We start from the raw sequence: 17,442 nt of genomic DNA on the forward strand, positions 1-17,442 counted from the left end.
CCTCGTCCTCGTTCACCTCCACGAGGACGCCCGCTCCCCTCGGGAGCCGACGCGGTACCACCCCGCTTGCCCGGTCGTCCGCGACGTCGCGCGAGGACGGCCGTGCCGCTCGTCATCGGCTGTCACGGGCCGGACCCGTCCGGTTCTACTGGGCGGCGCGGGCGCTGCCGTTCTTCCGGATGCTCCCCGGTGATGGCCGGATCGACGCAGTCTCCGATTGTAGCGCGCCACGGCCCGGGACGCACGCGCGCTCCAGGCCGTGGCGCGGATGGTCGGACGTGCCACGGGGCGGCGAGTGGGCGTCGGTCACCGGCGACCGGCGCCCACTCGCCGCGACAGGCCGTCCCGGTGTGTCAGGCCGCGCCCTCGGGCACGGACTCCGGCTCGGGCCCGAAACGGAATCGACGCCCGGTGATCTCGTCGACCGCGATGCGCACGACGTTCTCCTTGATCGTGGGCACCCAGGGGCGCAGCCCCGCCTCGTCGGCGGCCTCGAGCGCCGCGTCGTCGGTGAGCACCTCGGCGGTGCCCTTGGCGATCACGCTCCAGCCGGTGGTCGCGTCATACTGCTCCGTCTCGATCGCGACCCGGGGGTTGACCGTGATGCCGAACAGCTTCGTTCCCGGGGCCGTGCGCAGCAGCACGGTGTGCCCGTCGACCGCGTAGTTGATCGGGAAGATCTCCGGTGCGCCGTCGATGACGAAGGCGATGTGCCCGAGGGCCGCCGAGCCCAGCTGACGCCAGGCCTCGTCGACGGGCATCTCTGTGATGATGGTGTCGTTGTCTGCCATACATCAGATATACGCCTCCGGGCGCGTCATCACCACCCGCCGGACCGACCGCGCGGCACGCCGGCGACGACACCGATGCCGAGTCGGTCAGTACCAGCCGGAGGTCTGCGAGTGCTGCCAGGCCCCGCACGGCGTGCCGTAGCGACCCGTGATGTACGACAGCCCCCAGTCGACCTGCGTGCGCGCGTTCGTGCGCCAGTCGGCGCCGGCGCTGGCCATCTTCGACCCCGGAAGCGACTGGGGGATGCCGTAGGCGCCACTCGAGCGATTGCTCGCGTTCCAGCGCCAGCCGGACTCCCGGTTCCACAGATTCACGAGGCAGACGAACTGCCCGCCCTGCCCCATCGCGTTCAGCCGCGACTGCGCGTAAGCCTGCGCCGCGGCCGGCGAGTTGTCCCCGCTCGACGACGAGCTGGACGGGGTGCTCGATCTCGACGAGGAGCCAGCGGAGCTCGACGGCGCGGATGACGGGGACGAGCTCGGCCGCGAAGTGGCCGGCGCGGATGACGCGGGCGCGCTGGCGGCGGGCGCGGAGGACGCTGCGGATCCCGAGCTCTGGGCGGCGCCCGACGTGGTCTGCGGCTCGTTCGAGGCCGAGATGGAGGCGGCCAGCTGACGCTGCCGGCGCTCCTCGGCCTCCTGCTCGGCGGTGGTGCGCTTGATGTCGGCGAGCTGCTGCAGCAGCGCACCCTGTCGCTGCTGCAGGTCGGCGACGGCCTGATCCGCGGCCTGCGCGCTCTGCTGCGCCTGCGCGGCGTCAGAGGCCGCCTGTTCGCTGAGCCGGCGGTGCTCGGCCTCGACCGTGGCCTGCTGGTCCTGCAGCGCCTGGAGCTCGCTCGCCTGCTGCGCGGCGAGCCGCACCTGCGCGTCCGCCTGGGCGGAGACCTGGCTGAGCGCGCTCGCCCGCCACAGCGCGCCGGAGACGTCGTCGCTCGTCATGAGCTGCACGACCGGCTCCCCGCCGAGGCCGTCCGTGCCCCGGGTGAGCTGCTGCACGGCGGCGCCGGAGCGCTGCCGCTGGGCGTCCGCCTCGGCCTGCGCGGTCTGCACGCGCTGCCGCAGATCCGTCAGCGCCGCCTCGCTGTCGGCCAGATCCCGCTGCGCCTGATCCGCACTGGACTGCGCCTGCACCGCGGCGTCCCCGGCGGAGGCCGCCTCCTGCTCCAGCTGGTCGAGGCTGGCGTTGATCCGATCGATCTGCTGCTGCGTGTCGGAGGCGGCGTCCTCGGCGGCGACACCGGCCGCCGCGGCGCCGAAGGACGCGCCGGGCACGGCGAGTGCCGGCTGCGTGAGCCCGAGCACGAGCGCGGAGCACAGCGCTCCGACGCCCAACAGGCGACGCCCGACACGGGCGGTCTCAGCACGCATGCTCCCCGGCACCTCCGTTCGTCGTCCTCGTATCACCCTACGTCGAGTCCCAGTCCCCGGGCGAGCAGCTGGGCGAGGGCGACGCCGTGCACCCCGGCGAGATCGTCGGCCTGGGTGCGGCAGGAGAACCCGTCGGCGAGGTAGACGTAGTCGCCGTCGGTCTCCCGACCGGCCTCCTCGAGCGCGGGGAGCAGCGCGGCCTGCGCAACCTTCACGGAGGTCTCGTAGTGGCCTCTCTCCATGCCGAAGTTCCCGGCCAGTCCGCAGCAGCCGGCGAGTTCCTGGAATCGCACGCCCGCCCGGGTGAGCAGGGCGCGGTCCGCGTCGAAGCCGAGCACGGCGTGCTGGTGGCAGTGGGGCTGGACGACCGCGACAGTGCCGGTGAGGTCCGGCAGCGACCAGTCAGGATCCGGCCCCAGCGGCGCCGGGGCGCTCAGGAGCTCGGAAAGAGTGAACACATGCTCGGCGAGCACGCGGGCCCGGTCGCCGACCTCGGGCTCCTCGCCGAGCAGGTGCAACAGGTCGCTGCGCAGCACCGCCGTGCACGAGGGCTCGAGGCCCATGATCGGGATGCCGCGGGCCGCGAACGGGGCGAGCTTGTCGACCAGATCGCGCAGCCTCGACTTCGCGGCGTCGAGCTGCCCGGTGGAGATCCACGTCAGCCCGCAGCACGCGTTCGCCGGCGGAAGGACGACCTCGTAGCCGGCGTCCTCGAGCACCGCGACCGCGGCCCGGGGGATCTCCGGGGCGACGCCGTTGCTGAACGAGTCCGTCCACAGCACGACCGGCGTGCGCACCCCCCGACGTCGCTCGGCGACGGCCCGGGCGCGGTTCTCCCCGCCTGCGACGGACGCCGGGAGGATTCCCGCCGCGGCCGCGTCCCGGCCGCCGACCGAGGCGACCCAGTCCACGTCCGTGAAGAAGTCCCGAGACCGGGACCGGCCGTCGTGGCGCAGCCACCGGCCGAACTGCACGGGGGCGAACCGCGGCATCGACCGACGATGATCCATGCCTCCACCCCGGATGACGGCCTGCTTCATCCCGGGAATCGCCATCACCGCGTTGACCGCCCGCGGGGCCACCCCGATCAGGCGCAGCCACCGGGGCAGCCAGCCGAGCGAGTAGTGCGACAGCGGCCGCACCCGCCCTGCATACCGGCGGTCCAGCACCTCCGACTTGTACCGGGCCATGTCGACGCCGGCCGGACAGTCCGAGGAGCACGCCTTGCACGACAGGCACAGGTCGAGCGCGTCGGCGACCTCGGGCGCGTCCCACCCCCCGGTGACGAGCGTGCCCCGGATCATCTCCTCCAGCACCCGGGCCCGGGCCCGGGTCGAGTCCTTCTCGTCCTTCGACGCCTGGTACGACGGGCACATGAACCCGCCCGACGCGCGCAGGTCAGCCCGGCACTTGCCGACGCCCATGCACCGGTGGACGGCCTTCGAGAAGTCCCCGTCATCCTCGGCGAACGTGAACCCGCCGGCCGTGGGCACCGCCCCCGCCGCGGGACGACGCACATGCGCGTCGATCGCGTCGGGGCGCACCAGCACACCCGGGTTGAGCACGCCGTCCGGGTCGAAGATCCCCTTGACCGCGGCGAACAGGTCGATCGCCTCCGGGGAGTACATCCTGGGCAGCAGCTCCGACCGGGCTCGCCCGTCGCCGTGCTCGCCTGACAGCGACCCGCCGTACGAGGCGACGAGGTCGGCGGCGCGCTCCATGAACGCCCGCATCACGTCGGGATCGCGGTCGAGCGGGAAGTCGATGCGGATGTGCGTGCACCCGTCACCGAAGTGCCCGTACATGAGCCCGTCCAGGTCGAACTCGTTGAGCAGCGTCTGGAACCGGCGCAGATACGACCCGAGCCGGGCCGGCGGCACGGCGGCGTCCTCCCAGTTCGGCCATGCCTGCCGCCCGTCCGGGGTGCGCCCGCCGAGCCCCGCGCCGTCGGCGCGGATGCGCCACATCGCCTGCGCCTCGGGGCCCGGCGGGAACACGACCGCCTCGTCGGAGCTCGACGCAGCCGCGAGCGCCTCGGCCCGGGCCCGCGCGTCCGCCTCGTCGGCGCCGCCGACCTCCACCATCATCCATCCCTCGCCCGCGGGCAGCGCCGGCACCGCGTGCGGCCCGTGATGCCGGCGCACCACATCCACCAGCCGGGCGTCGAGACCTTCCACCGCGAGCGGCTTCAGCGGCAGCAGGTTCACCACGTCATCGGCGGCGGCGAACATGTCCGGGTACCCGAGCACCACCAGGTGCGGGGCCGTCGGCACCGGCACGAGCTGCACCGTCGCCTGCAGGATGACGCCGAGCGTCCCCTCGCTGCCGGCCAGGAACCGGGCGAGATCCTCGCCGCGCTCCGGCAGCAGGTGCTCCATCGAGTAGCCGGACACCTGCCGGCCGAAGGTGCCGAACTCGGTGCGGATGACCGCCAGATGATCCCGCACCAGCCCGCGCACCTCGGGGAACGCGTCGAGCCCACGCCCGGCGGTGAACCGACGCCCGGTGCCGTCGACGACGTCCAGCGACACCACCTGGTCGGCGCTGCGCCCCCAGGCGAGCGCATGCGGCCCGCACGCGTTGTTGCCGATCGCGCCGCCCAGCGTGCAGCGCGTCCACGTCGAGGGGTCCGGCCCGAACCGCAGCCCGAACCGTCCGGCCTCGCGCTGCAGGTCGGCGATGATCACTCCGGGCTGCACCACCGCGGTGCGCGCCTCGGGGTCGATCGAGAGGATGCGGTTGAAGTGCCGCGACGTGTCGAGCACGATGCCCGGGCCCACTGCATTGCCCGCGATCGAGGTGCCGGCCCCGCGCATCGTCACCGGGATGCCCTGCTCGCGCGCGACGCGCAGCACGCCGACGATGTCGTCCGCCGTGCGAGGGAACACCACCGCCCGCGGGGCCACCCGGTACACGGACGCGTCGGTCGAGTACTCCGCCCGGCGGCGCGTGCCCGTCTCCACGTCAGCGGCGCCACCCGACAGCACGGAGGCGATCTCCGCGACCAGCGCGGCATCGAGCGCGGGGGCATCGGCGGTCGGTCGCCAGACCGGCTCGGCCGCGACGGGGGACGTCATCGGCGGCTTCCTTCCTCGGGCGGCCCGGTCGGCCGGGCCACGATCATGGGACGGCGTCCGACCGCCGCGGATCAGTAGTGGACCGACACGGGGGTGCCGATCGGTGCGAAATCGTACACCGTCTTGGCATTAGCCACGCTCAGGTTGACGCAGCCGTGGCTCATGTCGGCCTTGCCGAACATGTTGTGCCAGTAGGTGCCGTGCAGCGCCTGGTCGCCGTTGAAGTAGGTGTCCCAGGGCACGTTCGGCGTGCAGTAGTCGAACCGGGCCGAGCAGCCCATGTCCTGCAGCGCCGTCTTGTACCAGACCTTGTACTCCCCGACCTTCGTCGAGGTGGAAGCCGACTGCCTGCCCCCGGAGTTCGTCTCCTTACCCGGGGACATCGGGAAGGTCGCGACAACCTGCCCATTCTCGATCAGCGAGGCGGTGCGCGCGGCGAGGGCGACGTCGATCCTCCGGTCGACGGTCTGAGTCTCGAAGGGCACCTCCGTGACCGGCAGCGCGAACGAGGTCGTGTCGCCGCCGGCGCTGGCGACCACCTGGTCGACGAGCTCGGAGACGTCGCCGAGCGTCTTCCCGGTGGAGCCCTTGGTGACGATCGCCGTCGGGTCGGAGGCGAGGACCACCTGCGTGGTCGGGGTGGCGTCCAGCCTCCCGGCGACGGTGCCGGTCAGGTACGCGCGTACCCGGTCGGGGTCGTAGGTGGCGGAGAGCGTGCCGTCCTGCTGTGAGACGGTGACCCAGCCGCCGACCGTCGCCGCGTCTGCCGTCGCGAGTGTCGTGTCACCGATGGTGAAGGAGATCCGATGCACCAGCGCCTGTGCCCCGATCGCGGCCTGAGCCGCCGCGTCGTCGGTGATCGTCGGCTCGACGGTCGTGGTCGGCAGGGCCACCGTGCTGTCGTCGCCGGCAGTGAACGCCTCGGCGAACGCGGTGCGCGCGGCACCGGCGTCGGCCCCGGTGCCGGCGACGCCCGGGACGACGGAGAACGTGCCCGCCTTGGCGTCATAGGCCAGCGAGGGCTCCGTCATGGTGAAGGCGTCAGGCCAGGCGGAGGAGAAGTACCGCTGCTCGCGGACGTCGTCGCCGGAGACCGCGGCCGAGGCCTGCGATGCCGAGCCCCAGGTCCAGAACCGCCAAGCGGGCTGATCGGCCATGACCGCCTGCACGGTGGAGGCCGCGTCGAGCTGCAGACCGAGATCCGAGGCCGTCACCGGCTGCTGCTGGCCGTCGAGCTCCATCGGCAGGGAGAAGTCGTCGAACGCCGTCTGGACGGCATCCGTCGCCTCCGCGGTGGTCTTCCCGCCGAGATCCACCCCGGCGTAGGAGATCCCGGGGGCCACATGATCGCTGGACCACCAGGCGCCGAAGCCGATGGCGCCGAGCACGACAACCCCGATCCCCCCGAGCACCCAGGGGAGGACGCGATGTCGCCCCCGCCGCGCACCGGCGTCGACCAGCCCCGTGGCCCCGTCCCCGCCCGCGGGCGGCTGTTGCCCGCCCGCGTCGAGCACCGCGGTCGGCATGGCCTCCGTCGCCGCCGCGGGCTCCGCGGTCGCCGTCGCGGTCACGCCACCAGGCGTGGTCTCATCCCCCATCGGACACCTCTCTCAATGCCATGCACGACATGCGTGGCCACGCACGTCTCGGCCAGTCTAATACGGTTGTCCCGACAACCAGAGGATGTGCCTCCGCGCGTCCGCGGTATGCTGGTGCGGATCGCCGCCCGTCGGCGCACACTCAGGCACACCGCAGACGCCGCCGGCGCCTCGACCACGCAGTGCCGCACATATCGAAGGAGCCCGCAAGGTGACCGAACCCGCCGCCATCCCCGACAAACCCGCGCTCGAGGGTCTCGAGGCCAAGTGGAACGCCCGCTGGGAGGAGCAGGGCACCTTCCACTTCAACCGCGAGGCGGCCCGCGCGAAGGGCGTCTACTCCGTGGACACCCCGCCGCCCACCGCCTCGGGCTCGCTGCACATCGGCCACGTGTTCAGCTACACCCACACCGATGTGATCGCCCGCTACCAGCGCGCGGCCGGCCATGAGGTGTTCTACCCGATGGGCTGGGACGACAACGGCCTGCCGACCGAGCGGCGCGTGCAGAACTACTTCGGCGTCCGCTGTGATCCCACGCTGCCGTACGATCCGGGCTTCGAGCCGCCGCTGCACGGCGCCGAGGGCAGGAGCGTGCGCGCCGCCGACCAGCGGCCGATCTCGCGCCGCAACTTCATCGAGCTGTGCGAGCGGCTGACCGTCGAGGACGAGCAGCAGTTCGAGCACCTGTGGCGCATGGTCGGGCTCTCCGTCGACTGGTCGCAGACGTACCGCACGATCAGCGACGAGTCGATCGCGGCCAGCCAGCGCGCGTTCCTGCGCAACCTGGCCCGCGGCGAGGCCTACCAGGCCGATGCCCCGACGCTGTGGGACGTCACCTTCCGCACCGCGGTCGCCCAGGCCGAGCTGGAGGACCGCGAGCGCGACGGCGCCTACCACGCACTCGCCTTCCACCGCACCGGCGACCACGAGGACGAGGACGTCGTGATCGAGACGACCCGCCCGGAGCTGCTGCCCGCCTGTGTCGCCCTCGTCGCGCACCCCGACGACGAGCGCTACCAGCCGCTGTTCGGCACCACCGTCCGCACCCCGCTGTTCGACGTCGAGGTGCCGGTGCTCCCCCACCGGCTCGCGCAGCCGGACAAGGGGAGCGGCATCGCCATGATCTGCACCTTCGGCGACGTCACCGACGTGGTGTGGTGGCGAGAGCTGCATCTGCCCAACCGCACGATCATCGGGCAGGACGGCCGCATCCTCGATCTCGATCCGACCTGGATCACCGACCCGCACGGCCGCGAGGTCTTCGGCGAGCTGGTCGGCAAGACCGTCTTCTCCGCCCAGAAGGCCGTCGTCGAGGCACTGCGGGCGTCGGGCGAGCTGCTCGGCGACCCGAAGCCGATCCACCACCCCGTCAAGTTCTTCGAGAAGGGCGACCGCCCGCTCGAGATCGTCAGCACCCGGCAGTGGTACATCCGCAACGGGGCGAACGACCCCGAGCTGCGGGCGACGCTCAAGCGGCGCGGCGACGAGTTGCAGTGGCATCCGGCGTTCATGCACGTGCGGTACGACAACTGGGTCGACGGCCTCAACAGCGACTGGCTGGTCAGCCGGCAGCGCTACTTCGGCGTGCCGATCCCGGTGTGGTACCCCGTGCTCGCGGACGGCACCGTGGACCACGACCATCCGATCGCCCCCGCCGAGGCGGACCTGCCGGTGGATCCCTCCTCGCAGGCCCCCAAGGGGTTCGCGGAGGCGCAGCGCGGCGAGCCGGGCGGATTCGTCGGCGAGGTCGACGTGCTCGACACATGGGCGACCTCGTCGCTGACCCCGCAGCTGGCCGGCGGTTGGGAGCGCGATCCCGAGCTGTGGGATCTCGTCGCCCCGTACGATCTGCGGCCGCAGGCGCAGGACATCATCCGCACCTGGCTGTTCTCCACCGTGCTGCGCAGCGAGCTCGAGGACCACCGCCTGCCGTGGGCGCACACCACGATCTCGGGCTTCATCGTCGACCCCGACCGCAAGAAGATGTCGAAGTCCAAGGGCAACGTGGTCACCCCGCTGGGTCTGCTCGAGCAGTACAGCGCCGACGCGGTGCGGTACTGGGCCTCGGCGTACAAGCTCGGCACCGACGCCGCGTTCGACCCGCACAACCCCAAGCAGATCAAGGTCGGCCGTCGTCTGGCGATCAAGATCCTCAACGCCGCGAAGTTCGTGCTCGGCTTCGGCGAGCCCGCGGCGGATGCCCGGTCCACGCTGCCCATCGACGTGAGCCTGCTGGCCGCGCTCTCGGACGTCGTCACCCAGGCGACCAAGGCGTTCGATGCCTATGACCACGCCCGGGCGCTCGAGGTCACCGAGTCGTTCTTCTGGACGTTCTGCGACGACTACATCGAGATCGTCAAGGAGCGTGCCTACAGCGACGACGCGGCTGGCCGCGACTCGGCCCTGGTCACGCTGCGCACCGCGCTGGACGTGCTGCTGCGGCTGTTCGCCCCGTTCATCGTCTACGCGACCGAGGAGGTCTACAGCTGGACGCACACGGAGTCAGTGCACCGCCAGCCCTGGCCGACCGTGTCGGAGATCGCCGAGGCGATCGCGCCCGACCGGCGCGAGGGCGCCGACGACGGCGTGTTCCAGGCGGTCAGCGACGCGCTCATCACCTTCCGCCGGGCGAAGACCGAGGCGAAGGTGAAGATGCGCACCCCGATCGTGACCGCCACACTGCACGGGCCGGCCGACCGGGTCCGGCTCGCCGCGCAGGCGCTCGACGATCTGCGCTCGGTGACGAAGGCGCAGCACGTCGAGCTGGCCGAGGACGGCACGGAGTTCACGATCTCCGACGTCGCCTTCGCCCCGCTGGAGGGCTGAGCCCCGCCGGAACGCCGCCCGCGCCCTCGATCGCCCCGTCCGGCTCGCCGTCGGACGGGGCGATCCGTCTCCGGTCGCTCGTTCTCGTGCGCCCGAACGGGCACGCCGACGGGGCGAACGCTCGACCATGCCGCACGGGCGACGTCAGCCGGTGGCTGTGCCAGACTGGAGGCATGCGAATCGGCACACGCTGGCCCATCGGCGCTCCGGCGCCGGCACACCTCACCCCCGGCATGCACCAGGCGATCCGTCAGGCCGAGACCGGTCTGGACGACGCCCAGCGGGCACGCTGGGGCTGGACGCTCACCTGGCTGGAAGGATTTCCCGTCGTCACCCGCGATGACGGGCTGCGCATCCGTCAGGCCCGCACCCCGGACGAGGCGATCGTCGACGACGTCGACGACGAGATCTGAGCCCCGGGCGAGATCGCGGGGTACCCGGGCGAAGGCAACGGTTTGGTGAGCGGACGCGCCGTCCCGTCCGCTCAAGCGTCGGCTCAGGCGGTCTTCGACTCCTCGCCCAGCTCCTCCTCGGTGAAAGCCTCGACCGGGGCCGTGCCGGCCACGGCATCGGCGGTCACGAGGCAGCGGACGATGTCACTCTCCCCCGGGACCTCGAACATGGCCGGGCCGAGCACCGTCTCAAGGATCGCGCGCAGGCCGCGCGCCCCGGTGCCGCGCGCGACAGCCAGGTCGGCGATCGCCTCCAGCGCCTCACGGGTGAACTGCAGGTCGACGCCGTCGAGGGCGAACATCCGCTGGTACTGCTTGACCAGGGCGTTGCGCGGGCCGATCAGGATGTCGACCAGCGCGGCGCGGTCGAGAGCGTCCACCGTCGTCAGCACGGGCAGCCGCCCGATGAACTCGGGGATCATCCCGAAGCGGCGCAGGTCCTCCGGCTCCACACGGGAGAGGACGTCGACGCGGTCCTCCGCGGTGGACAGCGGAGCCCCGAAGCCGATGCCGTGCTGGCCGGCGCGCTCGGCGATGATGTCCTCGAGCCCGGCGAACGCCCCGGCGACGATGAAGAGGACGTTCGTGGTGTCGATCTGGATGAACTCCTGGTTGGGGTGCTTGCGCCCGCCCTGCGGTGGCACCGAGGCGACAGTGCCCTCGATGATCTTCAGCAGCGCCTGCTGCACGCCCTCGCCCGAGACATCACGGGTGATCGAGGGGTTCTCCGCCTTGCGCGCGATCTTGTCGATCTCGTCGATGTAGATGATGCCGTGCTGGGCTCGCTCGACGTCGAAGTCAGCGGCCTGCAGCAGCTTGAGCAGGATGTTCTCGACGTCCTCGCCGACGTACCCCGCCTCGGTCAGCGAGGTCGCGTCGGCGACCGCGAACGGCACGTTGAGCCGCCGGGCGAGCGTCTGCGCCAGATAGGTCTTGCCGCAGCCGGTCGGTCCGACCATGAGGATGTTGGACTTCTGGATCTCGACCGTCTGGTCGGTCGCGCCCTCGGCGCGGTCGGCCTCCAGCGCCCGGATGCGCTTGTAGTGGTTGTACACTGCGACGGAGAGGTCGCGCTTCGCCTTCTCCTGCCCGACGACATACTCGCCGAGGAACCGGTAGATCTCCTTCGGTGTCGGCAGCTCCGTCTCCTCGACGACGGGCGGCTCGGTGAGCTCCTCGTCGATGATCTCGTTGCACAGCTCGATGCACTCGTCGCAGATGTACACGCCGGACGGGCCGGCGATGAGCTTGCGCACCTGCTTCTGGCTCTTCCCGCAGAACGAGCACTTCAGCAGATCCGATGTCTCCCCGATCCGTGCCATGCCACTGCATCCTCTCCACGTCCGCCGATGTCGACCCTACCCGATGCCCGGGCGCCCGGCATTCGACCCGCCCACGGGTCGGATGCCGGGCGCATCGGGGGCCGGGTCAGGCGCGCCGCTGCGTCTTGCGCGTGGTGAGCACCTGGTCGATCAGCCCGTACTCCAGCGCCTGCTCGGCGGTGAGGATCTTGTCGCGATCGATGTCCTGGTGCACCTGCTCCTTGGTGCGGTTGGAGTGTTCCGCGAGGGTGTCCTCGACCCACTCCCGCATCCGCAGGATCTCCGCCGCCTGGATCTCGATGTCGGAGGCCTGGCCGTGGCCGCCCTCGCCGCCGATCGCCGGCTGATGGATGAGCACCCGGGCGTTCGGCAGGGCGAGACGCTTGCCGGGCGCGCCGGCGGCCAGCAGCACCGCGGCGGCCGAGGCGGCCTGACCGAGGCAGATCGTCTGCACCTCCGGGCGGATGTACTGCATGGTGTCGTAGATGGCCGTCAGCGCCGTCAACGACCCGCCGGGCGAGTTGATGTACATCTGGATGTCACGATCGGGGTCGAGGCTCTCCAGAACGAGCAGCTGCGCCATGATGTCATCCGCGGAGGCGTCATCCACCTGCACGCCGAGGAAGATGATGCGATCCTCGAACAGCTTCGTGTACGGGTTCTGCCGCTTGTAACCGTAGGAGGTGCGCTCCTCGAACTCCGGCAGGATGTACCGGGAGACGGGCAGGCCGGGTCCAGTCGGCAGGCCTGCCGGCATCATCCCACTGAACGGCAGTCGCCGCGGTACCGCGCTGTTGGGGAATTCCATGTGTGCACCCGTCTCTCTCATGCCCGTCTCGACGTCGTTCACTTGTCCGCCCCCGCGTCCCGCGCGGTTCCGCCGCCGCCGGCGACATCCTTGGCCGCGGACTGGATGTGGTCGACGAAGCCGTACTCGAGCGCCTCCTGCGCCGTGAACCAGTGGTCGCGATCGCCGTCCCGGGCGATCTGCTCGACGGTCTTGCCGGTCTGCTCCGCGGTCAGCTCGAACAGGCGACGCTTCATGTCGCCGATCAGCTGCGCCTGGATCGCGATGTCCGAGGCGGTGCCGCCGAAGCCGCCGTGCGGCTGGTGCAGCAGCACGCGCGTGTTGGGCGTGGCGTACCGCTTGCCCTTCGTGCCGCTGGAGAGCAGGAACTGCCCCATCGACGCGGCCATGCCGATGCCGACGGTGACGACGTCGTTGGGCACGAACTGCATCGCGTCGTAGATGGCCATGCCCGCGGTGATCGAGCCACCCGGAGAGTTGATGTAGAGGTAGATGTCAGCCTCGGGATCCTCGGCCGCCAGGAGCAGGATCTTCGCGCAGATCTCATTGGCGTTCTCGTCGCGGACCTCCGACCCCAGCCAGATGATGCGCTCTTTCAGCAGGCGGTCATAGATCGACGCCTGCCCATGGGACTCTGCCATCTCCACTCTCCGTTCGTCGGTGCATGTATGAATCTACTGGACCCCGCTGACACCCGTCCGGGGTGTTCGCCGTGGGCAAAAGCCACGCGGGACGACGAGGCGGGGCGCACACCCCTGGGATGTGCGCCCCGCCCGCGGTGCGGCCTCTCGGCCGCGTGTCACCGTCCGGTCACTCCGCGTCCTCTGCGGGCGCCGCATGACGGCCACGCGACGACTTCTTCGCCGCGGGCTTCTCCGCACCGTCCGCCTTCTTCGTCGCAGCCTTCTTCGTCGCAGCCTTCGTCGCAGTCTTCTTCGCGGTGGCCTTCTTCGCCGCGGGCTTCTTCGCCGCGGGCTTCTCCTCGGCCGGCGCGTCCGCCTCGGCCGACGCATCCGGCTCGGTCGACTCGTCGGTGGCCGTGTCGGCGGCCTCCGCCGACGCCTCGGCGTCATCCGCGGCGGGCTTCTCCTCCGTCTTCGGCAGGAACTCGCTCAGATCGACCTCGGTGCCCTGGTCGTCGACGACCTTCGCCCGGCTGACGAGCTCCGAGATCGCCTTGTTGCGCGTGATCTCGCCGAACAGCGCGGGTAGCTGCCCCTGCTGGCTGATGATGCGGAAGAACTCGTTCGGGTCGATGCCGTACTGCATCGACTGCTGCACCAGGTACTGTGACAGCTCATCCTGGCTCAGCTGCACGCCGAGCTCCTCGACGACCTTGTCGAGCAGCAGCTGGGTGCGGATGCCGCGCTCGACATCGCCGCGGATCTCCTCGGCGTGCGCGTCGCCCTCGCTCTTGCCCTCCTGCTCGAGATGCGCCTTGATCTCCTCGTCGACGATGCCATCGGGCAGCGGGAGGTCGATCTCGTCGAGCAGCTTCTCGACGAGGCGACCACGCGCCTGCCCGAACTGGGCGGAGCGCTTGTGCTTCGCGGCCTCGTCACGCAGGCTGTCGCGCAGCTCCGCGACCGTGTCGTACTCACTGGCCAGCTGGGCGAACTCGTCGTCGATCTCCGGCAGCTCACGCTCCTTGACCGCGTTGAGCGTGACCTCGATCAACGCGGTCTCGCCCTCGTGGTCGCCGCCGACGAGCTGCGACTCGAACGTCGTGGTCTCCCCGGCGGTGAGCGTCTCGAGCGCCTCATCGATGCCGTCGAGCAGCTGGCCTGATCCGATCTCGTACGATACGTTGCTCGCGTCGTCGATCTTCTCCCCGTCGATCGTGGCGACGAGGTCGATGTTCGTGTAATCGCCCTTCTTCGCCGGGCGGTCGACCTTCTTCAGCGTGGCGAAGCGATCGCGCAGGTGCTCGAGCTCCTCGTCGACGTCGGCGTCGGTGACGTCCGCCGAGTCCACCTCCACGGTCAGCGTCGACGCGTCGGGAATCTCGAAGTCGGGTCGCACGTCGACCTCGACGGCGATCTGGAGGTCGCCATCGAGCGTCTTCAGATCGGGCAGCTGAGCGATGTCCGCGCTGGGACGGCCGAGGGGATGCACGTCGTTCTCACGCACGGCCTGCTGGTAGTACGAGTCGAGGCTGTCGTTGATGGCCTGCTCCACGACCGCCCCGCGCCCGATGCGCTGATCGATGATCGGGGCCGGCACGTGCCCCTTCCGGAACCCGGGGATCTGGACGTTCTTCGAGATCTCCTTGTAGGCCTTGTCAAGAGCCGGCTTGAACTCCTCGGGGGTCACCGCGATGGTGATCTTCACTCGGGTCGGGTTCAGCTGCTCAACGGTGCTGGACACTTATTGGTCTCCTCTTGTTTCCTCGCGTTCGCGCCGGCAGGCGGGTGCACGTCATCGGCGCGTCGGAATGGCCGGGGCATCCGGCATCCTCCGTCGGGATGACAGGATTTGAACCTGCGACCCCTCGCTCCCAAAGCGAGTGCTCTACCAAGCTGAGCTACATCCCGGCTTCTCGCGCACCGGGTCACCGGGCACGACAGCCGGGCCGCCATGGAGCGGCCCGTGCAAGTGTATCGCAAAACGGGTAGGATCTTATCCCGGCGTGCGCACCGCGCAGCGTCCTGCGGCCGTAGCTCAATGGTAGAGCCCCAGTCTTCCAAACTGGTCACGCGAGTTCGATTCTCGTCGGCCGCTCCACCCCGCAGGTCGCTTCACCGACCACCGCGAACGGCATCTCGGCGCGTTCGAGCCAGCACATCATGGTCACAGCCCAGAAAATAGTCACGGCCCCGAAGTCAGCCACGAGCAGCGGACGCCGACCGGCTCAGGGCAGATGCGCCGCGATGACCTGCTGCCAGGTCAGCGGCCCCGTCACCCGCTCGCCGTCGTCGATGCGGAACAGACCGGACTCCAGCTCGTGCAGCTCCACGCTGCGACCGCTCCGGGTCAGCGTCCAGACCCGCCCCTCTCCCGCGACGATGTGAAGCGTCCCGCCGTCATGCGCGAAGAGGACACGGCCATCCTCCGGCAGCTGCTCACTGCGCTCAAGCCTCTCGGACACGCGCTCATGGTAGTCCCCGTCAGGTGGGAAAGCGCCCCTCGCCCGCGGCGTTCCGCGCACGAGGCCCCCGACGGTCATCTGGACACAGGGCACCCCGCACAGCCCCATCCCGGCCTGTGGACCTGCGACGCCTATCATGGAGTCATGAAGGTCGTCATCCGATATCGCATCCTGCCCGAGGACCCCGGCGACGACACCGACCTCGCCCGGCTCGAGACACTCGAGGCGACCGGCGAGGGCGCCGACTATCCCGCAGCCAGGGCCGCAGCCACCGGGGCGGTGCCGGAGGACGCGCAGATCACGAGCATCCGCATCGTCTGAGCAGGCCCCGGCAGCAGGGCGAGCGCTACCAGGCCCGCAGCTGATGCTCGCGCCAGATCCGGCGGGTGCCGTCCGGGTAGATCACCTGCCAGAGGATGCCGAACGGATCGCTCGGCGCCCGGCGCAGCAGATGAGCCGAGCCGAGCGGGGTGACCACGCGTCGGGCGAGGCGGCGACCGGCGCGGTGGCGCGCGGCACGCAGACGATGCGGGGCGACCGCGATGACGTTCGCGGAGCTGGACATGACGACCTCCCGTTCCTGGACGCCCGAGCGACCCCCGTCGCCGGACGTCGCGGTCAGACTAGCCGCGGATGGTGTCCGGCAGATGTCGAGCACGTCACGGGACGGGAAACAGGCGCCGACGTGGCCCCGGTCGATGTCATCCTTCGTCACACGCTCGTCCCCCGCCACCACCCCGCGAGGCGCCCGGGCCCCGCGGATCCCGGGCTCGCCCGCGCCCTCGCGGGGGACGCGCCACAGTCGCGGATCGGCATGATCAGCCCCGCCTCACCTCACCGCCTTCGCCGAGCCTCAGCTGCGTTGACGCCGTCAACGGGCGTCTCTACCGTGGAGACCACAAGGAGTTCGAAAGGAGCCCTCACATGACCACCAACACCACTGTCGCCCCCGCCCAGACCGCCGTCACCGCCGAGACCGTCGCCGGGGTCGCCCAGTTCCTCCAGCCCGTCGTCGTCGAGCTGACCGCGCTGAGCGTCAACGCCAAGCAGCTGCACTGGCATGTGCGCGGCGCGAACTTCGGCCCGATCCACGAGCTGCTCGACACCCTCGTCGACCACGCCCGCGACTGGGCCGACCTCGCCGCCGAGCGCATCATCGCCCTCGGCCTGCCCGTCGACGGACGCGTCCAGACCGTCGCGGCCCGCACCCAGGCGCCGGAGCTCGCCGACGGCTTCCAGCAGTCCGAGGACACGATCAAGGCCGCGATCGCCCAGATCGACGCCGCGCTGAAGGTGACCCACGAGGCCGTCGTGGAGCTCGACGGCATCGACCTCTCCAGCCAGGACGTGGCCCTCGAGATCGAGCGCGGGCTCGACAAGGATCGCTGGTTCTTCTTCGCGCACATCGCGGAGGCGTGACCCGGGCTCGCGCCGCCGGCGCGAGTGCTCCCGCAGACCAGACGAGGGCGGGGCGGTGTCCGTGCGGACACCGCCCCGCCCTCATTCGCGTGCGCCCGGTCAGCCGCGAGCGCGCTCGTACGCGGCGATCTGGCCGATGCGCCGCACGTGCCGCTCGTCGCCGCTGAACGGCTCGGCCACGAACCACTCGATCAGTCGGGTCGCCTCGGCCACGTCATGCTGACGGGCGCCGACCGCCACGACGTTCGCGTCATTGTGCTGCCGCGCCAGCTTCGCCGTCGCCTCGTTCCACACGAGCGCCGCACGCACGCCGACGACCTTGTTCGCAGCCATCTGCTCGCCGTTGCCGGAGCCGCCGATGACGATGCCGAGCGCCGGGCGCCCCGCGCGCAGGTCGGCCACCGTGGCCTCCGCCGCGGCGATGCAGAACCCCGGGTAGTCGTCCTGCGGATCATAGCTCTGCGGCCCGTGGTCGACCACCTCGTGTCCGAGGGCCCGGAAGTGATCGATCAGCTGGTGGCTGAGCTCCAGACCGGCGTGGTCGGTGGCGATGTGCAGGATCGGCAGCTGTGTCATGCCCTCCATGGTAGCGATGCGGGGCAGCCGGTCACGTGCCCGACGCACCTCCGCCGCCCGGCGTCCTCGGTACTCCCATGGCGAACAGACGGCGCCTGCCCGGCCGGAGCGCCGCG

Annotated in this window: 15 protein-coding genes and 2 tRNA genes; 5 read left to right on the forward strand and 12 right to left on the reverse strand. The window is 70.9% G+C overall.

The window, feature by feature from the left end:
- Positions 1-353: 353 nt before the first annotated feature.
- The 4 genes from F8O02_RS04305 to F8O02_RS04320 all read right to left on the reverse strand — a co-directional run bounded on the left by F8O02_RS04305 (position 354) and on the right by F8O02_RS04320 (position 6,834).
- Entirely contained in the window at positions 354-791 is a 438-nt protein-coding gene (locus tag F8O02_RS04305; protein WP_158036026.1) for a pyridoxamine 5'-phosphate oxidase family protein, read from the reverse strand.
- A gap of 87 nt (positions 792-878) precedes the next feature.
- Entirely contained in the window at positions 879-2,159 is a 1,281-nt protein-coding gene (locus F8O02_RS04310; RefSeq protein ID WP_158036027.1) for an aggregation-promoting factor C-terminal-like domain-containing protein, read from the reverse strand.
- Positions 2,160-2,191: 32 nt separating this feature from the next.
- On the reverse strand, positions 2,192-5,236 hold the full coding sequence (locus tag F8O02_RS04315) for an FAD-binding and (Fe-S)-binding domain-containing protein (RefSeq protein ID WP_158036028.1): 3,045 nt from the start codon (positions 5,234-5,236) through the stop codon (positions 2,192-2,194).
- Between the two features lie 71 nt (positions 5,237-5,307).
- Entirely contained in the window at positions 5,308-6,834 is a 1,527-nt protein-coding gene (locus F8O02_RS04320; protein ID WP_158036029.1) for a L,D-transpeptidase, read from the reverse strand.
- Positions 6,835-6,919: 85 nt separating this feature from the next.
- On the opposite strand from F8O02_RS04320, the gene valS reads away from it, so the two are divergent.
- Together valS and F8O02_RS04330 are read left to right on the forward strand one after the other, a co-directional pair.
- Complete coding sequence (gene valS, locus F8O02_RS04325) at positions 6,920-9,661, forward strand: valine--tRNA ligase (RefSeq protein ID WP_158036030.1); 2,742 nt, start codon at positions 6,920-6,922, stop codon at positions 9,659-9,661.
- A 173-nt stretch (positions 9,662-9,834) separates the two neighbouring features.
- Positions 9,835-10,074 (forward strand): hypothetical protein, encoded by a 240-nt coding sequence (locus F8O02_RS04330; RefSeq protein ID WP_158036031.1) that lies wholly within the window; start codon positions 9,835-9,837, stop codon positions 10,072-10,074.
- An 83-nt stretch (positions 10,075-10,157) separates the two neighbouring features.
- Here F8O02_RS04330 and clpX read toward each other — a convergent pair whose 3' ends face one another.
- The 5 genes from clpX to F8O02_RS04355 all read right to left on the reverse strand — a co-directional run bounded on the left by clpX (position 10,158) and on the right by F8O02_RS04355 (position 14,777).
- Positions 10,158-11,435, reverse strand: coding sequence for an ATP-dependent Clp protease ATP-binding subunit ClpX (clpX, locus tag F8O02_RS04335; RefSeq protein WP_158036032.1), 1,278 nt, complete (start codon positions 11,433-11,435; stop codon positions 10,158-10,160).
- A gap of 106 nt (positions 11,436-11,541) precedes the next feature.
- A complete protein-coding gene (locus tag F8O02_RS04340; RefSeq protein WP_158036290.1) occupies positions 11,542-12,195 on the reverse strand; it encodes an ATP-dependent Clp protease proteolytic subunit in 654 nt (217 codons plus the stop codon).
- An 86-nt stretch (positions 12,196-12,281) separates the two neighbouring features.
- Positions 12,282-12,884 carry an ATP-dependent Clp protease proteolytic subunit gene (locus F8O02_RS04345; protein WP_158036033.1) on the reverse strand — a complete coding sequence of 201 codons (603 nt, stop codon included), beginning with the start codon at positions 12,882-12,884 and terminating at the stop codon, positions 12,282-12,284.
- Positions 12,885-13,053: 169 nt separating this feature from the next.
- Complete coding sequence (tig, locus tag F8O02_RS04350; protein WP_158036034.1) at positions 13,054-14,610, reverse strand: trigger factor; 1,557 nt, start codon at positions 14,608-14,610, stop codon at positions 13,054-13,056.
- 93 nt (positions 14,611-14,703) lie between these two features.
- Positions 14,704-14,777: transfer RNA gene (locus tag F8O02_RS04355), tRNA-Pro, on the reverse strand.
- A gap of 116 nt (positions 14,778-14,893) precedes the next feature.
- Here F8O02_RS04355 and F8O02_RS04360 point away from each other — a divergent pair.
- A tRNA-Gly gene (locus F8O02_RS04360) sits at positions 14,894-14,967 on the forward strand.
- 127 nt (positions 14,968-15,094) lie between these two features.
- On the opposite strand, the gene F8O02_RS04365 is transcribed toward F8O02_RS04360, so the two are convergent.
- Positions 15,095-15,331, reverse strand: coding sequence for a hypothetical protein (locus F8O02_RS04365; protein WP_158036035.1), 237 nt, complete (start codon positions 15,329-15,331; stop codon positions 15,095-15,097).
- Between the two features lie 144 nt (positions 15,332-15,475).
- On the opposite strand from F8O02_RS04365, the gene F8O02_RS09000 reads away from it, so the two are divergent.
- A complete protein-coding gene (locus tag F8O02_RS09000) occupies positions 15,476-15,652 on the forward strand; it encodes a hypothetical protein (RefSeq protein WP_179416342.1) in 177 nt (58 codons plus the stop codon).
- A 25-nt stretch (positions 15,653-15,677) separates the two neighbouring features.
- On the opposite strand, the gene F8O02_RS04370 is transcribed toward F8O02_RS09000, so the two are convergent.
- The gene (locus tag F8O02_RS04370; protein WP_158036036.1) at positions 15,678-16,046 is read right to left on the reverse strand and encodes a hypothetical protein; all 369 of its coding nucleotides are present in this window, start codon (positions 16,044-16,046) and stop codon (positions 15,678-15,680) included.
- A 209-nt stretch (positions 16,047-16,255) separates the two neighbouring features.
- Here F8O02_RS04370 and F8O02_RS04375 point away from each other — a divergent pair, with 209 nt between their 5' ends.
- Positions 16,256-16,750 (forward strand): Dps family protein, encoded by a 495-nt coding sequence (locus F8O02_RS04375; RefSeq protein WP_158036037.1) that lies wholly within the window; start codon positions 16,256-16,258, stop codon positions 16,748-16,750.
- Positions 16,751-16,849: 99 nt separating this feature from the next.
- Here the strand turns inward: F8O02_RS04375 and F8O02_RS04380 are convergent, their stop codons facing one another.
- Entirely contained in the window at positions 16,850-17,326 is a 477-nt protein-coding gene (locus F8O02_RS04380) for a ribose-5-phosphate isomerase (RefSeq protein WP_179416343.1), read from the reverse strand.
- Positions 17,327-17,442: the final 116 nt, after the last annotated feature.

Source organism: Pseudoclavibacter caeni, from assembly GCF_008831125.1.
In the GTDB taxonomy this organism is placed as follows: Bacteria; Actinomycetota; Actinomycetes; order Actinomycetales; family Microbacteriaceae; genus Pseudoclavibacter_A; species Pseudoclavibacter_A caeni.

Bases quoted from the DNA above. Each gene is read 5' to 3' on its own strand.
- F8O02_RS04345 (WP_158036033.1), bottom strand. From the start codon at position 12,884: ATGGCAGAGTCCCATGGGCAGGCGTCGATCTATGACCGCCTGCTGAAA.
- F8O02_RS04320 (WP_158036029.1), bottom strand. From the start codon at position 6,834: ATGGGGGATGAGACCACGCCTGGTGGCGTGACCGCGACGGCGACCGCG.
- F8O02_RS04315 (WP_158036028.1), bottom strand. From the start codon at position 5,236: ATGACGTCCCCCGTCGCGGCCGAGCCGGTCTGGCGACCGACCGCCGAT.
- clpX (WP_158036032.1), bottom strand. From the start codon at position 11,435: ATGGCACGGATCGGGGAGACATCGGATCTGCTGAAGTGCTCGTTCTGC.
- F8O02_RS04310 (WP_158036027.1), bottom strand. From the start codon at position 2,159: ATGCGTGCTGAGACCGCCCGTGTCGGGCGTCGCCTGTTGGGCGTCGGA.
- valS (WP_158036030.1), top strand. From the start codon at position 6,920: ATGTGCCTCCGCGCGTCCGCGGTATGCTGGTGCGGATCGCCGCCCGTC.
- F8O02_RS04375 (WP_158036037.1), top strand. From the start codon at position 16,256: ATGACCACCAACACCACTGTCGCCCCCGCCCAGACCGCCGTCACCGCC.
- F8O02_RS04380 (WP_179416343.1), bottom strand. From the start codon at position 17,326: ATGACACAGCTGCCGATCCTGCACATCGCCACCGACCACGCCGGTCTG.
- F8O02_RS09000 (WP_179416342.1), top strand. From the start codon at position 15,476: ATGAAGGTCGTCATCCGATATCGCATCCTGCCCGAGGACCCCGGCGAC.
- F8O02_RS04330 (WP_158036031.1), top strand. From the start codon at position 9,835: ATGCGAATCGGCACACGCTGGCCCATCGGCGCTCCGGCGCCGGCACAC.
- F8O02_RS04340 (WP_158036290.1), bottom strand. From the start codon at position 12,195: ATGATGCCGGCAGGCCTGCCGACTGGACCCGGCCTGCCCGTCTCCCGG.
- F8O02_RS04305 (WP_158036026.1), bottom strand. From the start codon at position 791: ATGGCAGACAACGACACCATCATCACAGAGATGCCCGTCGACGAGGCC.